Raw genomic sequence first — 15,172 nt, forward strand, 5'->3', positions numbered from 1 at the left:
CGTATTCATTTTCAAGGTGTGGCCTCATGAGTTCAAAGTATCTGACGGCGGAACAGGATGTCCGTCTGCGACGGTGGGAAGCCTGGAACAAGCGTTACTTTATTTTCGCGTTCTTCTCGCTGGTCATTGTTCTGGTCTTCAGTAGCCAGCTCGGGCTGTCCAGTGGCGACAGCTGGGGGCCGCTGGGACTTCTGATTGCCGCTTTAGTTACCCCCATTATCATTCTGCAACTGCGTCTTGCATGTCCCGCCTGTGAGCAGAAGATTGGCTGGCAGGCCAAGCTGATGGCCCCGGACCAGTGCAAAGCCTGTGGCACTTTCCTGCGCTCTAAAAACTCTTCCTGAAAAACCTTTGACCTGTGAGTAGCTCATAGGTTTTAGTCTATTCCTAATGCAATGCCTGGTGGTACCCGACATTGGGTGCCTGTTCGTGATTGAAAGGTATCTGTTTCCAAAACACGCTCCTGCGGCACATCCATGTGACGCTTGGGCTCCGCCATCCATGGCTCCGCACAGTTTTGGAAACAGATACCTTCCACTCACTTGTTCGACGTTCGGGATGGCCGGCAACGTTATGAAAGTCAAAGAGATCGCTATTGGCGCCGGGGTTAACCCGGACACCGTTCGGTTTTATACCCGTGAGGGGTTGCTGAAGCCCACGCGGAACCCGGACAACAACTACCAGCAATACGATTCCGAAGACCTGCGGCGGTTACGATTTGCCCGCAAAGCCCGGCAGCTCGGGTTCTCACTGCCGGAAATACGACAGATTCTGGAGCAGGCAGATGATCATCATTCGCCCTGCCCCATGGTGCGGGACGTGTTCCAGCAGCGGCTGGTGGAAGTGGAGCGTGAGATTGCCGAGTTACAGCAACTGCGTAGTCGTATGACCGCCGCGCTGTCCGCCTGGCAGGATATGCCGGACGGCACACCGGACGGACACACGATTTGCAGGCTGATTGAACATTGGGATGAATCCCTGCCGGACGACGGTTGGAAGGAGTAAGGCTCGATGAATGAGAAAACCGATTTGAACGACGGCCAGATTCAACTGGCCGTTACCGGCGCCAACTGTGCCTCCTGCGTGAATACGATTGAGAGCGCCCTGAAGTCGGTGGACGGCATCACCGGCGCTCACATGAACCTGGCTGACCGAACTGCCACAGCAACCGGGCATGCGGACCCTCAGGCTCTGATCAGGGCGGTGGAAAGCTCCGGCTATGGAGCCAGCCAAATCGAAGACCCTGACGCGGCGGACGACCGCAAGCAGGAGGAGGATCGTAAGCAGTACAAGACCCTGCTGGTGAAGATGGCTGTCAGTCTGGGACTCGGTCTCGGCCTGATGATCTGGGGCATGGGTTTCGGCACCATGATGGTGACCAGCGAGAACCAACTGATCTGGCTGACCCTTGGCGTGGTCACCCTGGGCGTCATGACCGTCACCGGTGGTCACTTTTTCTCCGGCGCGTGGAAAGCGTTCCGGCACCACAATGCCAACATGGATACGCTGATCGCCTTGGGGACCGGCACTGCCTGGGTCTATTCCATGACGGTAGCCAGCATCCCGGATGCACTGCCGGAAATGGCACGGCACGTGTATTTTGAGGCGTCGGCGATGATTATCGGCCTGATCAATCTGGGGCAGGCACTGGAGCTTCGCGCCAAGGGCAAGACCTCGGAAGCCGTGCGCCGGCTGTTGGACCTGCGCGCCAAAACCGCCCGCGTAATCCGTGATGGCGAGGAGCAAGATCTGCCGGTGGAACAGGTTCGGGCGGGTGATCATATCCGCGTTCGTCCGGGTGAAAAACTCCCGGTGGACGGGGAGATTACCGAAGGCAGCACCCGCGTTGATGAAAGCATGCTCACCGGCGAGCCCATGCCTGTCAGCAAGGGCGAGGGCGACGAAGTGTCCGCCGGCACCATCAACACCCATGGCTCCATTATCTACAAGGCCACCCGCGTCGGCAGCGAAACCGCCCTCGCACAAATCATCCGTTTGGTGAAAAAGGCTCAGGGCTCCAAGCCCGCTATCGGCCGCCTGGCAGACAGGATTTCCTCGATTTTCGTACCCAGCGTGATGCTGATTGCCGTGGTATCGGCACTGGTCTGGTACAACGTCGGGCCGGAACCGGCCGTGGTTCACATGATGGTGGCCGCGACAACAGTTCTGATCATCGCCTGCCCCTGTGCCCTTGGGCTTGCCACGCCTATGTCAGTGATGGTGGGCGTCGGAAAGGCCGCCGAATACGGCGCACTGATTCGCCAGGGGGACGCCCTGCAGACGGCCGGCAAGCTGGATCTGGTGATCCTGGACAAGACTGGCACTATTACCGAGGGTCACCCGGCCGTCACCCGTTTTCATGCCACCAACGGCGATACCGGCAGGTTGCTGGCCCTGGCCGCCGGTCTGGAACAACACTCGGAGCACCCGTTGGCCGAAGCCATTATGGCGAAGGCGAAGGACCAAGGGGCAACGCCGGACAATGTCACCCGCTTCGAAGCCCTCAACGGCAAAGGCGTGCAGGGCGAGCTGGATGGACAAACCGCGCGCCTGGGCAACCGCCGCTGGCTGGAGAGCGAGAACATTGATCTGGCCGAACTGCAGGAGGAGGCCAATGCCATCACCGCCGAGGCCGGAACCCCACTGTTCCTGGCCCTGGGCAATCAGGCGCTGGGAGTGGTCGGCGTTGCCGATGCGGTGAAACAGGATTCGGAAGCCGCCATACGGCGACTGCACGACGCAGGCATCCGGGTGATGATGGTGACCGGCGACGTCGACGGCACCGCCAGGGCCATTGCCGAGAAAACCGGGATCGACGATTACCGCGCTGAAGTTCTGCCGGAAGACAAGGCCACCATCGTCAGCGAGATGCGGGGCAAAGGTTATACCGTGGCAATGGTAGGCGACGGCATCAACGATGCGCCTGCCCTTGCAGCGGCGGACGTTGGCTTTGCCATTGGCACCGGCACCGATGTCGCCATTGAAAGCGCCGGTATTACGCTGATGCGGGGCTCTCTCCACGGCGTTGCCGACGCCATTGAGATATCCCGGGCCACGGTACGCAACATCCATCAGAACCTGTTCGGCGCCTTTGCCTACAATTCGTTGGGCATACCCGTCGCGGCCGGACTGCTTTACCCACTGTGGGGGATTCTGATGAGCCCGATACTGGCCGGCGCCGCGATGTCGCTGTCCTCGGTCACGGTCGTCACCAACGCCAACCGGCTGCGACTGTTCAAAACCACCAGTAACGCAGGCAAGGAGGGGAACCAATGAACACACTTCTGGTCAATGCCGGAGGACTGATCCTGATGGCCGCCATCGTCTGGTGGTTCTGGTTGTCACCCTCTGGCGACGGAGAACCAAACCACGATCACAGCCATCATCATTGAGGTAACATCATGAAAAAACAACTGTTGGCCCTTGGCCTCGTCGCAACCGTCGGCTTGAACGGTCAGTTACAGGCCGAAGACGGGCTGAAAGACATCCATGTCTACAAGTCACCGACCTGCGGCTGCTGCACGGATTGGGTGGACCACCTGAAGGAAAACGGTTTCAAGGTGGAAGTCACTGAAACCAATGACTTGAACCCGATAAAGATCGACGCCGGCCTGACACCGTCACTCGCCAGTTGCCACACCGCGTTTGTTGGCGACTATGTGATTGAAGGTCATGTGCCCGCCAACGACATTCACCGGTTGATCGCCCAGGCCCCGAAAGCAAAGGGTCTGTCGGTGCCCGGCATGCCGGCTGGCTCACCCGGCATGGAAGTGGGGGATCGCAAGGACCACTATCAGGTGTTGATGTTCAACGACAGCGGCCAGACCAAAGTCTTCGCAGAACACAACTAGTTTTCCTACACACTTTGCCATGCCTGCTCTATCATACCTTCCAGATAGATCCAGACTGTGCATAAGGAAAGCTTTTGAGCCTGAAAACCCGACTACTGGGCCTGGCAGCGGCTCTGATGATCATCGCCTCAGTCGCCTCCTGGCTCGCGTATCGTGAGCTTTCAGACGACATCATCGAGCGCTGGGGGCAGCAGGTTGCCGAAATACAGGTGCGCTATGACAGCGCCCGCCTGCTGCAATCCCTGGAACGGGAAATCGGGCTCGCCCGCCAGATGGCCGACTCATCCACGCTGGTCAACTGGGCTACCTCACCGGAAGATAAGGCGTTACAAAGCGACGCCATCCGCGAAATGGAAAGCTTCCGAAGCAATTTCCGCGATAACAGTTATTTCGTCGCCCTCCGTGATTCCCGCCGCTACTACTACAACAATGCCAACAACGAATTTGCGAATGATCAGTTCCGCTACATCCTGGACCCCGAAAAACCCGAAGATGCCTGGTTTTTCCAACTGATTGAGGAAGGCCGCAACTTTCATCTGAACGTAAATCCCGATACCGAGCTCGGTGTGACCAAGCTCTGGATCGACGTGCTAATGCGGGATGAGGAAGATCGTATCGTCGGCATGGTCGGTACCGGCCTGGACCTGGACGCGTTCCTGCAGGATATCGTGGATATTGACCAGGAGGGGATCACCACCCTGTTCGTGGACTACAACGGCGCGATACAGCTCTACCGCGACCGCAACTACATCGACTTTGCCAGCATCATCAAACCCGAGGGCCAGAAAAGCACCGTCGACCTGCTGTTTGATAACCCGGAAGACAAGCAGAAGGTGCTCGGCATGCTGCAACTTCTGAAAAACCGGGGCGGCGCCACCGGTGCCGTGGAGAGCAGCTTTGTGACCGTGGACGGCCGAAAACACCTGGCTGGAGTGGCCTTCCTGCCTGCCATCGGCTGGTTCGAGATCACCCTGCTGGATCTTGAAACGCTCCTGCCCCGCAGTTACCTATGGCCTCTGGTTGCCGTGTTCCTGACCAGTTTGCTGGTCACCCTGATCCTGTTCCATCTGATCATCCGTTCGCGCATCCTCAAACCCCTCGTCAGCCTTGAGAGCGCGGTTGAGAAGGTTCGGGGTGGCAGCTTTGCGCTTCCGCACCTGGAAAAACCGGACAACGAGATCGGCCGGCTTGCCAGTCATTTCGAGACAATGACCGACACCCTCGAGCATTCAACCCGCGAACTGGAACGGAAGGTTGCGCAACGTACTGACGAGCTGAACAGGCTGGCGCGTGTTGACGCCCTTACCGGGCTGAAGAACCGCCGTGGTCTGGACGAAGCCCTGGATGAAGAAATACAGCGGGCAAAACGACAGAACACGGGCTTTGGTCTGATCTGGCTGGACATTGACCACTTCAAGGCCATCAACGACGAGCTTGGCCATCAGGCCGGTGACGACATTCTCTGCCGCGTGGCACTGTGGCTCAAGGCCGGCGTGCGGCCCTACGACCACCCCGGCCGCTGGGGCGGCGACGAATTCGTGGTGGTGCTCTCGCCCTGCGATGAAGATACGCTGTGCCAGATTGCCGCGCGGATACGCGAAACCATCGAAAGGGACAGCATTCGCACCGGCACGCCGGTGACCGTTAGCGTGGGCGGGTACCTCTGCCAACCCGGTGACGACGTTGACACCATTCTGCGACAGGCCGATCAGGCGCTTTACCGTGTGAAACAGCAGGGGCGGAACAAAGTGCTTATCACGGATGGATCAGGCCAGGAAATTAACCCCGCGTAACATGGTCTGACTCATACCGCCATAACCGGTATACTCCGCAGCGACACTCAAATTTTATCCAGCCAGGTTCTGTTCATGCTCAATGCCGACGCCCTCAGCCAGTTGCGCCAGCTGAAAACCAATATCGAGGAAAACAAGGTTGTCTTTCCGGGTACCGTCAAAGCCACCAATGGGCGTTTCGGCTTTGTTGCGCTGGATGAGGGGCGAGACGTCTTCCTGCCACCGGAAGAAATGCAGAAAGTGCTGCCCGGTGACCGCGTCAAGATCACCGAGGAAGAGGGCGACAAGGGCAAGACCCAGGGCATGATCGACGAGCTTCTGGACACCAGTCTGGACACGTTCGTTGGTCGCTACCTGGTGAAAGGTAAAGGCCACTTCGTGGTGCCGGAAACCCCCGGCATCAACCGCTGGATCTTCATACCGCCGAAAGAACGCCAGGGTGCCGAGCCCGACGATTACATCTACTGCCAGATTCACAAACATCCGATCAAGGATGGCAAAGGCCAGGCAAAGATCCTGAAGGTCCTCGGCAAAGCCGGTGATACCGGCATCGAGCGCGCTCTCACCGTTGCCACCTTCCACCTGCCAGACACCTGGCCCGACGCCGTGCAGAAACAGGCCAGTGCGCTGGATGAATCAACCGTTGACGCAAAAAGCGAAGGCCGGGACGATCGCACCGACCAGCCCTATGTGACCATCGACAGCCCCGGCACCCAGGACATGGACGATGCCCTGCTGGCAGAGCCCAACGCCACTGGCTGGAAACTGTCCATTGCCATTGCTGACCCGACGGCTGTTATCGAGCCGGGCAGCCCTGCCGAGCAGGAGGCCTTTCGCCGCGCCACCGCCATCTATTTTCCCGGCGAACCACTACCCATGCTGCCGGATACCCTCAGTACCCGCCTGTGTTCGTTAATGCCGGACACCAAGCGCCTGGCACTGGTCTGCGACCTTCAGGTGAACAACGATGGCAGCCTCGGCGACTATCAATTTCATCAGGCAGTGATTCGCTCCCACGGCAAACTCAGCTATGAACTGGTCTCCAACCTGATCGAAGGCCGGGAAGACGACGATATCAAGGCGCTTCCGGATACCGTTTCCAACAGCCTCGACCAGCTCCACCAGATCGCCACCGCTCTTCGCAAATGGCGAAACGAGCACGCACTGGTGAACGGTGACCGCCCCGAATTCCGGCTGCGCCTGGACGAGAATCGCCGGATACGGCTGATCGAGCCCTCCGTTCAGAACGAGGCCCATCGCCTGGTGGAAGAATGCATGATCGCCGCCAACCGCTGCGCGGCCGACTTCCTGGGGCAACGTGACAAGGGGCTGTTTATCCAGCATCCCGGTTTGCGGGACGACCGCACCGACAACGTCCGCGCCTTGCTGGAAGGCTATGCCCCACAGCTCGCCGATATCGACGCCACCAGCGCCGCAGGCTTCCGAGACCTGATGAAGCAGACCGACGGGCTGGACGCAGAGGTTCCTGTCAAAGCCATTATTTCCCGCCAGCTTGCCCGCGCCGAGCTGTCGTTCACGCCGGCCCCCCACCAGGGCATGGGGCTGGCCGCCTATACCACGTTCACGTCGCCACTTCGCAAGTTCAGCGACTTCCACGTGCATCGACTGATCAAGTCGATCCTGTGGCAGGAATCGCTGAACGAGCTCAACGATGACCAACTGGCCGAACTGCAACAGACCCAGATCCGCGCCCGCCAAGCAGCCAACAGCCTTGAAAACTGGCTCAAGAGCGATTTTGCGAAAACCCTTGGCGAGGACTCGATGACTGGCGTGATCAGCCGCACAACGCCTGCTGGGTTCTTTGTACGGCTGGAGGCCAACGGCCTGGAAGGGTTCGTGAGCTGCAAGACACTTGAAGGTAAGTTCAGCTTCGATCCCGTTACGTTGCGCTTGGTTCACAACAAGAACGGCCGTACGTTCCAGTTGGAACAACCCGTGACTGTGACCTTCTCCGGCGTCGACGACGAAAGAAAGCAGATCCAGTTCAATCTGGTGGATGCGCCGACTGAAGGCCGCGAGCCCGCGAACACCGACGAGGCTTGAAAATCCGGCTCCGGAGCGCCATCTTAGTGAATAAGCGGGCACTTATTCGTTACGGAGGTGAATCCGGATGCCTATCAGCCCAACCGAGTTCCTGAAGAAGTACGGCTTCGAAGAGGAAGAAGAGGAGCGCGACCACAGCCTGCGCCACAATGCGATGGAGCACGCAAAGCACTTGAAGCGCCCTCATGCTGGCACACCCCATGACTGGGAAGAGTGGGAGCGCTACAAGAAAGAGCACCCGGACGAAATCGAAGACGAGGATAGCAATTAGTTCTGTCCGAGCATCTTCATAAGCGTTCGTCCTTGGCCTGTCACTGATCCCGCCAACCACCTTCCTTCAAGGCGGGCTAACATTATCTTGCAAATTTTTGCATTTCTATATATTTCATGCCTCTTTTCCAAAAAGAGGCTTATGCTTTAATAGCTTACGCAACGGACTCTTTGTTTTCCGCGACGTATTTCTAACTCGATCCCCTGCCTCGCGACTTTCCGAGCCTAACACTGGCATTAAAAATTGTTTATACAGTTACCCTGTTAACAGAGTGTCGTTGTTATCGACACCACCTTTAAATCAACACATATAAGGTATCAGGGATGACATTAAGTCCTTCTCGTTCCACCTCAAAGGTAAAACGGTCCTCGATCAAACGGGCAGGCGTATCACTCCTTGGCCTGTCTCTGGCAACCCTGCTTACGGGCTGCCAAACCTACAGATTTGATCCCGACAGTGTGAGTGCCCCCACCTCGTCATCCTATAGCACCGGGACAGTCCCCTTCACCGTTGTCGGAGACGAACGTCCTGATTGGCTGGTTCCGGAATCCGCTGATGTCCCTGAGGTTGTCGTAACCCGCACAACTGAAATGGCCGGAACACCCGATTTAAATGGTTTGAGCTTTCTTGGCTACATCTTGACGCTGACGCTGGTCCCCATCAAGGACGAAACACCTTATGCAGACATCTTCTCTCTGACCTGGCAGGGAGAAACGCTGTTGGAAAGCCGTGTCAATTACTCTATCGACGGCTATTTCTCTGTTTACTTCCCGACGCCGATGATGTTTCTGGGTACACTGGGCGATAAGGAAGAAGAGAAATCCGTCGCCGAAGCCTACGTTACTGACTATCACAGGGACAACGTTCTGGCCACTATCGATCAGCAGCGCACCGAATTCGAGCAGTTTAATCCCCAAACCACCGAAGAAATTGCAGCCTACCTAACCGGCCCCGGCGCAAACTCCGTTTACCGGCCTTCTGCCATCCTGCAGCTGATCGATCAAGCCCCTGAAACCGACACCCTCGCTTACCATGCTGCCAACAGCAATATACCCGGTTACACCGATCTCCTGCCGGTTCGCTATCAAGCGTGGATGATCGGCCCTGATAGCCTACGTGGCATCGACCTGGAAACCAGATTGGCTCAGGGCGTCGACGCAGATCAACTGCTGGTGCAGATGCTCAACGCCTACCCAAATCAGCCCATTCAATCCGGCTACTACACGGGAATGACCCGGGCTCACCACCAAGTGCTCAAGGACGCTGGCCTCCCCGAGGGGTTGGTGGATCGCATGACTAATGAGGCCCCATCGGCCCAGTTATTGGCTGCGGCGAATACCGGCAAACTCCGTGACGAAAACGGCAACATCCGGATTCCAACCCAGGAAGAGCTCCTCGAACAACTGGTGCGCAAGGACAATCAAGGCAAATACATGAGCCCCTACACCAGCGACGACGTGCTGGCCGAGTGGGTCAACTCCGCCATTAACGCCAACATCGGGTCAACCGTTGGCACCGGCGTCGGTGCAGCAGCCGGTGCGTATCTGGGTGAAAAAGCTCTCGAACAGGTGCCGTTTGTTGGGGGGTTCCTGGGCGGTACTGTTGGCGCCGAAGTCGGCAAGAGCATTGGCCGTGAAACCGCTATCAGCGCGTCCGGCGGCTGGGAAGCTATTCGCAGCACTTCCGACCGCAGCTTTGACGATATATCGTCCATGGCTCGCTATCTGAAGGCAAAATACGGCCATACCGGCAACTTTGCTGATGCCATGGATGCCACCCGACAGATCTATCCCGAACTGGCCGAGACCCTCGCGCAAGTCCGCTAACATCAAATGGAGAATGGAATGCTTAGAAAAACTGCACTCACAACGGCTTGCGCCCTGGCAACGGCGACTCTGGTTCTGTCCGGATGCGCCGGAAACATCGAGAACGTCAAAGGTAAACCCACGGTCTACGAAGATGTTTCCAGCACTGGCCGAGTTGGCGGCGTTGGTATCGAAAGCCAGGACGTTGTTGCCGTCACCGACCAGATGATGCGGGATATGCTGGCCAACCCGATGCTGACCGGTCGCTCTACACCGCCTCGCATTATCATCGACAACGAGTACATCAAGAACGAGAGCACCTCGGTGGTCAACACCAACATGCTCACCGACCGCCTGCGCATCGAACTGAATCGAGCCGCCAACGGCCGCATGGTTTTTGTGGGTCGCCACTTCTCCGACATGGTCCAGAAAGAGCGCGACCTGAAGCGTGACGGCGCCGTCGACGGCGGTACGATCCGCCAGACTGCCGCGCAGGCCGGTGCCGATTTCCGCATGGGTGGCCGTATCACGTCGCTGGACGCCATCGACCGCGACACCGGAACCCAATCCCGCTACAGCCAGATCAGCTTCGAAATGGTCGATCTTGAACTGGGCACCATCGTGTGGAGCGGACTCTATGAAATGAGAAAGGCGGCCAAGGACAATGTGGTCTATCGATAAGCGATTGTTAAAGCCTGCGCTGGCCACAATTCTTGCCGGCGCGATCGCTGGCTGCGCGTCTGGCCCCAAGGTCTATGACCGGGCCACGCTTGCACCTGCCGAACAAAGCCTGATCAACAGCAAGCCTGCCGCTCTGCGTGCTGACTTCCAGAACCTGTTTGAAGAGGGTCCTCGCAACAAGGTGCTGAACCTGATGGAAATCGGGGTCAAAGCCTACCGGGCCGGCTATCGGGACGAGGCGAAGAACACGCTGACCCAGGCCCGGCTTGAGATCGAGAATGTCTATGCCGATTCCGAGGCCGCCAGAAAGGCACGAAGCATCTGGTACGAGGAAGCGGAGAAAGACTTCAAAGGCGAACCCTACGAACGGGCCATGGTGTATTTTTACCTCGGCCTGATCTACCTGGAAGACGGCGACTATGGCAACGCCCGCGCCAGTTTTCTGGCCGGCCTGTTGCAGGATGCCTTTGCAGAGGAAGAACAGAACAGCACGGATTTCGCACTGCTGTTATACCTTGCTGGCTGGTCCGCACAGCAAATGGGCAGTGACCAACTGGCCGCAGAGCATTTTGAAGAGCTCAAGCTTTACCGGCCAGATGCCCCCATTCCCGGGGCCAACGACAATGCTCTGCTGATTGTCGAAACCGGTAAATCGCCCCGCAAACTTGGTGACGGCGTTGGTCACTATCAGTTGGTGTATCGACGGGGCAAGAACTTCCGGGATGTTGGCGCCGAAGTCCGGAATGGCGAAGAATGGTCGTCGGTTTACCCCATGGAAGATGTCTTTTTCCAGGCCTCAACCCGGGGTGGACGCGCCATCGACCGTATCGTGGAAGGTCAGATCCAGTTCAAGGAAAATACCCGAGCCGTCGGCTCGACCCTGAGCACGGTCAGTCAGGACAGCATACTGGCGGGTGCCAGTGCCGCGGCCGGTGGTGCACTGGGTGCCGGTTTCGCTGCTGTGAGCCTGATCAGCGTGGCCGCAGATGGTCTTTCAGCCTCCGCCAATACCCGTGCCGACATACGCTATTGGGCCGGACTGCCAGACACCATTCATGTCATACCGGTGACCGCTGCCGAGGGGGAGCCAGTCGTCGTTCGCTTCCTCGATCAGTACGATCAGCCTATCCCAGGACTCACGGACTCAACCTCATTCCATTTTGATGGTCGCGGGGCGGGCCTGGCCTTTGCCACCTCCCGTCGCCCGAATCCAGGAGAAACTCAATGAACCCTCTCGTTAAAACATTGACCGCAGCAACCATGGGGCTCGGTCTGCTGGTGGGCTGTACCAGCCTGCCCTCTGACAGCACCGATCTGACTGAGCGCACGGCGCCAGTCACCATGAATTCCGTGGTATTCAGCGACTATAATCTGAAGCGCACCTGGTCTGGCGGCCTGTTCGGCGACGGTGAGCGCTATCGGTTGTCGGTGGTTCAGCATGGCCAGCGTGCAACCGCGACGGGCACAACCGAGGTATACGCAGTCCTGCGTAACCACACCGATTATGACTATCAGGTTGAAGCCCGAACCCAGTTCTTCGATCAGGATGGCGTACCGACTGATGTGAAGCCTACCTGGCAACGAACCACCGTACCTGCCAACAGCCTCTCTACTTACCGCGAACTGTCTACCACCGCGCAGCCTCTGCAGTACCGCGTGGAAGTACGGGAGCTGAACTGATGAAACATCTCGCCATTGTATTCTGTGCGCTCGTACCGGGCTTCAGCCTGGCCGCCAGCCAGAGTCATGAAGCGGCACCGATGATGGCGCCGGCCCAGAAGCCGTTGACCGATAGCGATCTACAAAATGAGCGCTCGGCCCCCCAACGGCTGGAAAGTGAGGGGGCGATACTCGATCGTTTCCGCGCAGCGTTTGACGGCAACATGCCCAGAGTGGCCGTGTTCTGGAACCGGGCGTTTGACGATCAGGTTAGTGACTGGCGCAGTAGCACCCGGGGCGTAGTATCCGCTCGGGGCTCGCTGAAAGGCAACGTTCCGGACGGCAACGTCGACCTGCAGGGGCAAAGCCAGATCGCTGCGCAGGGAGAGTACCGCTCGAACCGAACGACTGGCCCGGCAAGCCCCGCCTTTGAACTGCAGAGCGGCCTGGTCAGCCAACTGACAGAAGCCGGCGTCACCGTGGTGGACCGAAATGCGATCATGCGCATCACCGACAATGCCCTGGAAACCGGCGATTTCTCACGCCTGTCGCCAGATCAACGCCGTCTCGAGATGCGAGCACTGGGTGAACACGCTGACATGCTATTGGTATTCCGCCGAATCGCCGATGACCGGTTCGAAATTGAAGTACTGGACGTTCACAACGGTTCGATTCGCGCCATGTTGAGTTCCAACGGTGTCCCTCCCGAGAAGGACAAGGCTCGTCAATGGAAAGCAACTGACCATGGTTTCCAGAAAATGGAGCACTCCGTCACGCTGGATGAAATCGGAGGGGAGCTCGCACTCCAGACCCTGGCAAGCGTTGCCCGCTAACGATCAATACCCGACCTAACCTGAGAAGGACTGTTGTTTCATGACGTTCCAATTGAAGCCTACCTTGCTCCTGCTTCCCATCGTCGTTGCGCTGGGTGGCTGCGCCAGTATACCTGAGACACCCACCGATCCCGCGCTCATGTCGAGTAACCAACTGTTTTGGGCCGGTCTGACGCAGTGCGTTCGATTGGACTCGGCGGGAGAGCAGATAAAAATCTACCCGGAACAGGCAGTCGTAACGGTGCGCCCCGAATCGTTTGCCTATACATGGTGGTGTCAGGACGACATTGGTCAGTTCTTACCGTCAGACGTCAGCAGCCATCCTATTCCGGAAGCAGACAAACCCGGCGACGGTCTTATCGGCGCTTCGTTGGAAAAAACAGAGGAAGGCTTCTTTGTTTCGTGGCTGACGCCGAACGGCCCGGCAGCGACCAGTGAACAACTGGCCGTTGGTGATCAGGTTATCGCCATCCGCCCGACTCTGGATGGAAAACCGTATCCGGTGGATAATCTCAAACTCAGTCAGCTCGTGTGGCTGATTCGCGGAACGCCAGGCACGGAGCTCCAGTTAACCTTGCTGAATGCCGCCAATAGCGAACCCCGGGAGGTGACACTTCAACGCGCCTTAGCCACACAAAGCGATTTCCTTCTGGTCAAGCAGCATCAAGCTGACTTGAAACACCAGGCCGAAGCCAAAGCGAGGAAAAGCCTGGTCATCCATGACAATACCGGCAGCTTCATGAGCCCTTACACCAGCGACCGTGTAACCGCCGAATGGGTGAACAAGGCCTTGAATGCCAATATTGGCGCCACCGCCGGCAGTGCGGTAGGAGCAGTGGCGGGCGCCTATGCCGCCAACAAAGCCCTTGAATCCGTGCCGTTTGGAAGCTTTATCGGCGGCATGGTCGGCTCAAAGGTCGGCAAGGACGTTGGTCGCAGTACCGCCATTGAGAGCATCGGCGGATGGGAATATGTCAGAGCAACGTCCGACATGAGTTTCCGGTCACTGACTGACATGGCCCGATACCTAAAATCAGAGTACGGATCAGACCCAAACTTCAGCGACGTCATCCAAGCGACCAGCCAGATTTATCCTGAGTTCGCGACGGCCCTTGCCTCGTCTCAGTAGGTATTATCAGCAGAGCGGCTGGAGAGCATATGCGTCAGCCGCTCATCTTTGGCACGCCACTGCTCTGCCAGCCAGTTCTTCACGTTTTTTCGGTGCTCTGCATCAGTGGCATAATCCCGGCCCTTCAGGTGCGCCGGGATGGTAACTGTGTCGATCTCCATGCCGACTTTACTCACCCTTCCACACATGAAATCCCAGAACGTTGGAGCGCCCCCTGGATAGGCAATCGTGACATCCACCAGTGTTTCGATGGAGTCGCCCATCGCGTCCAGCACAAAGGCCACGCCACCGGCTTTGGGCGTCAGCAAGTGGGTGTATTTTGATTTTTGCTTGTCGTGCTTGGCCTGGGTAAAGCGCGTGCCTTCAACGAAATTCATCACGCTCACCGGGGTGTAGCGGAACTTCTCACAGGCCGTACGGGTCGCTTTAAGATCTTCACCGCGTTTTTCAGGATGTTTGATCAGGTACTCACGGGTGTAGCGTTTCATGAACGGGAAATCCAGCCCCCACCAGGCCAACCCTATGACCGGCACCCAGATCAGTTGTTGCTTGAGGAAGAACTTCAGAAACGGTGCACGGTGGTTAAACACCCGCTGCATGGCGAAGATGTCGACCCAGCTTTGATGGTTGCTCAACACCAGGTACCAGCTTTCCCGCTTGAGCTTTTCGTCGCCGTGGACGGTCCATTCCGTGCCTTGGGTGAGTTTCATCCAGCCGGTGTTGCAGGCAACCCAGGCTTCGGCGATCCAGATGATGACTTTGGTGCACAGCACCCGGAAACCGGTGTGGGGAATAATCAGCTTCAATATTGCCGGGATGTAGAGAAGCAGGCACCAGAACAGGGTATTCAGCCCCAGGAGGATGGAACTGATGACGCCGATAACGGGAGCTGGCAGGAAGCTGAGCATGGTGGTCCTGTTGTTGGTTTTTTAAGATGGCTGAATGATACCAATGGTTGGCAGGTTTGGGCAGTGGCCTGAAGTGACCGGTTTGCCATTGGTGATGGACGTTCTTGCCATAGTCGCACCTGAGGTTGGCCGGTAATCTTGGCCCCAGCCTGTTAGCCGCTGAGCTATGGTGAGGAGT

At 57.8% G+C, this 15,172-nt stretch carries 14 protein-coding genes; 13 read left to right on the forward strand and 1 reads right to left on the reverse strand.

Features of this window, described 5'->3' with window-relative positions:
- Positions 1–26 precede the first annotated feature (26 nt).
- The 13 genes from ACTRWH_RS02740 (at position 27) to ACTRWH_RS02800 (ending at position 14,086) form a co-directional block, all read left to right on the forward strand.
- Positions 27–344: a hypothetical protein gene (locus ACTRWH_RS02740; protein WP_462825851.1), complete on the forward strand. Its 318-nt coding sequence runs from the start codon at positions 27–29 to the stop codon at positions 342–344.
- A 229-nt stretch (positions 345–573) separates the two neighbouring features.
- Positions 574–1,005, forward strand: a complete 432-nt coding sequence (locus ACTRWH_RS02745) for a MerR family transcriptional regulator (protein WP_036212011.1) — start codon at positions 574–576, stop codon at positions 1,003–1,005.
- Between the two features lie 6 nt (positions 1,006–1,011).
- Positions 1,012–3,276: a heavy metal translocating P-type ATPase gene (locus ACTRWH_RS02750; protein WP_462825852.1), complete on the forward strand. Its 2,265-nt coding sequence runs from the start codon at positions 1,012–1,014 to the stop codon at positions 3,274–3,276.
- A gap of 125 nt (positions 3,277–3,401) precedes the next feature.
- A complete protein-coding gene (locus ACTRWH_RS02755) occupies positions 3,402–3,851 on the forward strand; it encodes a DUF411 domain-containing protein (protein ID WP_199448360.1) in 450 nt (149 codons plus the stop codon).
- 74 nt (positions 3,852–3,925) lie between these two features.
- The gene (locus tag ACTRWH_RS02760) at positions 3,926–5,644 is read left to right on the forward strand and encodes a sensor domain-containing diguanylate cyclase (protein ID WP_379866000.1); all 1,719 of its coding nucleotides are present in this window, start codon (positions 3,926–3,928) and stop codon (positions 5,642–5,644) included.
- Positions 5,645–5,719: 75 nt separating this feature from the next.
- A complete protein-coding gene (locus ACTRWH_RS02765; RefSeq protein WP_462825853.1) occupies positions 5,720–7,708 on the forward strand; it encodes a VacB/RNase II family 3'-5' exoribonuclease in 1,989 nt (662 codons plus the stop codon).
- Positions 7,709–7,775: 67 nt separating this feature from the next.
- Entirely contained in the window at positions 7,776–7,979 is a 204-nt protein-coding gene (locus tag ACTRWH_RS02770) for a hypothetical protein (protein WP_085678484.1), read from the forward strand.
- A gap of 590 nt (positions 7,980–8,569) precedes the next feature.
- Positions 8,570–9,805: a carboxyl-terminal protease-like protein gene (locus ACTRWH_RS02775; RefSeq protein ID WP_462825854.1), complete on the forward strand. Its 1,236-nt coding sequence runs from the start codon at positions 8,570–8,572 to the stop codon at positions 9,803–9,805.
- An 18-nt stretch (positions 9,806–9,823) separates the two neighbouring features.
- Positions 9,824–10,465 carry a penicillin-binding protein activator LpoB gene (locus ACTRWH_RS02780; RefSeq protein ID WP_075194683.1) on the forward strand — a complete coding sequence of 214 codons (642 nt, stop codon included), beginning with the start codon at positions 9,824–9,826 and terminating at the stop codon, positions 10,463–10,465.
- Complete coding sequence (locus ACTRWH_RS02785; protein ID WP_462825855.1) at positions 10,449–11,693, forward strand: COG3014 family protein; 1,245 nt, start codon at positions 10,449–10,451, stop codon at positions 11,691–11,693. The genes ACTRWH_RS02780 and ACTRWH_RS02785 overlap by 17 nt, the downstream gene beginning before the upstream one ends.
- On the forward strand, positions 11,690–12,145 hold the full coding sequence (locus ACTRWH_RS02790) for a YcfL family putative periplasmic lipoprotein (RefSeq protein ID WP_075194681.1): 456 nt from the start codon (positions 11,690–11,692) through the stop codon (positions 12,143–12,145). The genes ACTRWH_RS02785 and ACTRWH_RS02790 overlap by 4 nt, the downstream gene beginning before the upstream one ends.
- On the forward strand, positions 12,145–12,957 hold the full coding sequence (locus ACTRWH_RS02795) for a hypothetical protein (protein WP_462825856.1): 813 nt from the start codon (positions 12,145–12,147) through the stop codon (positions 12,955–12,957). The genes ACTRWH_RS02790 and ACTRWH_RS02795 overlap by 1 nt, the downstream gene beginning before the upstream one ends.
- Positions 12,958–12,997: 40 nt before the next feature.
- Entirely contained in the window at positions 12,998–14,086 is a 1,089-nt protein-coding gene (locus ACTRWH_RS02800; RefSeq protein ID WP_462825857.1) for a PDZ domain-containing protein, read from the forward strand.
- On the opposite strand, the gene ACTRWH_RS02805 is transcribed toward ACTRWH_RS02800, so the two are convergent.
- Complete coding sequence (locus ACTRWH_RS02805; protein WP_085678468.1) at positions 14,080–14,994, reverse strand: acyltransferase; 915 nt, start codon at positions 14,992–14,994, stop codon at positions 14,080–14,082. The two genes, ACTRWH_RS02800 and ACTRWH_RS02805, sit on opposite strands and share 7 nt — an antisense overlap.
- Positions 14,995–15,172 lie beyond the last annotated feature (178 nt).

This window comes from Marinobacter sp. G5_S1_61_S3, from assembly GCF_054968585.1.

What these genes read in the sequence shown, in the direction of transcription:
- ACTRWH_RS02755 (WP_199448360.1), top strand. Translation starts at nt 3,402, where the DNA reads ATGAAAAAACAACTGTTGGCCCTTGGCCTCGTCGCAACCGTCGGCTTG.
- ACTRWH_RS02795 (WP_462825856.1), top strand. Translation starts at nt 12,145, where the DNA reads ATGAAACATCTCGCCATTGTATTCTGTGCGCTCGTACCGGGCTTCAGC.
- ACTRWH_RS02780 (WP_075194683.1), top strand. Translation starts at nt 9,824, where the DNA reads ATGCTTAGAAAAACTGCACTCACAACGGCTTGCGCCCTGGCAACGGCG.
- ACTRWH_RS02800 (WP_462825857.1), top strand. Translation starts at nt 12,998, where the DNA reads ATGACGTTCCAATTGAAGCCTACCTTGCTCCTGCTTCCCATCGTCGTT.
- ACTRWH_RS02765 (WP_462825853.1), top strand. Translation starts at nt 5,720, where the DNA reads ATGCTCAATGCCGACGCCCTCAGCCAGTTGCGCCAGCTGAAAACCAAT.
- ACTRWH_RS02745 (WP_036212011.1), top strand. Translation starts at nt 574, where the DNA reads ATGAAAGTCAAAGAGATCGCTATTGGCGCCGGGGTTAACCCGGACACC.
- ACTRWH_RS02750 (WP_462825852.1), top strand. Translation starts at nt 1,012, where the DNA reads ATGAATGAGAAAACCGATTTGAACGACGGCCAGATTCAACTGGCCGTT.
- ACTRWH_RS02770 (WP_085678484.1), top strand. Translation starts at nt 7,776, where the DNA reads ATGCCTATCAGCCCAACCGAGTTCCTGAAGAAGTACGGCTTCGAAGAG.
- ACTRWH_RS02785 (WP_462825855.1), top strand. Translation starts at nt 10,449, where the DNA reads ATGTGGTCTATCGATAAGCGATTGTTAAAGCCTGCGCTGGCCACAATT.
- ACTRWH_RS02790 (WP_075194681.1), top strand. Translation starts at nt 11,690, where the DNA reads ATGAACCCTCTCGTTAAAACATTGACCGCAGCAACCATGGGGCTCGGT.
- ACTRWH_RS02775 (WP_462825854.1), top strand. Translation starts at nt 8,570, where the DNA reads ATGGCCGGAACACCCGATTTAAATGGTTTGAGCTTTCTTGGCTACATC.
- ACTRWH_RS02740 (WP_462825851.1), top strand. Translation starts at nt 27, where the DNA reads ATGAGTTCAAAGTATCTGACGGCGGAACAGGATGTCCGTCTGCGACGG.
- ACTRWH_RS02805 (WP_085678468.1), bottom strand. Translation starts at nt 14,994, where the DNA reads ATGCTCAGCTTCCTGCCAGCTCCCGTTATCGGCGTCATCAGTTCCATC.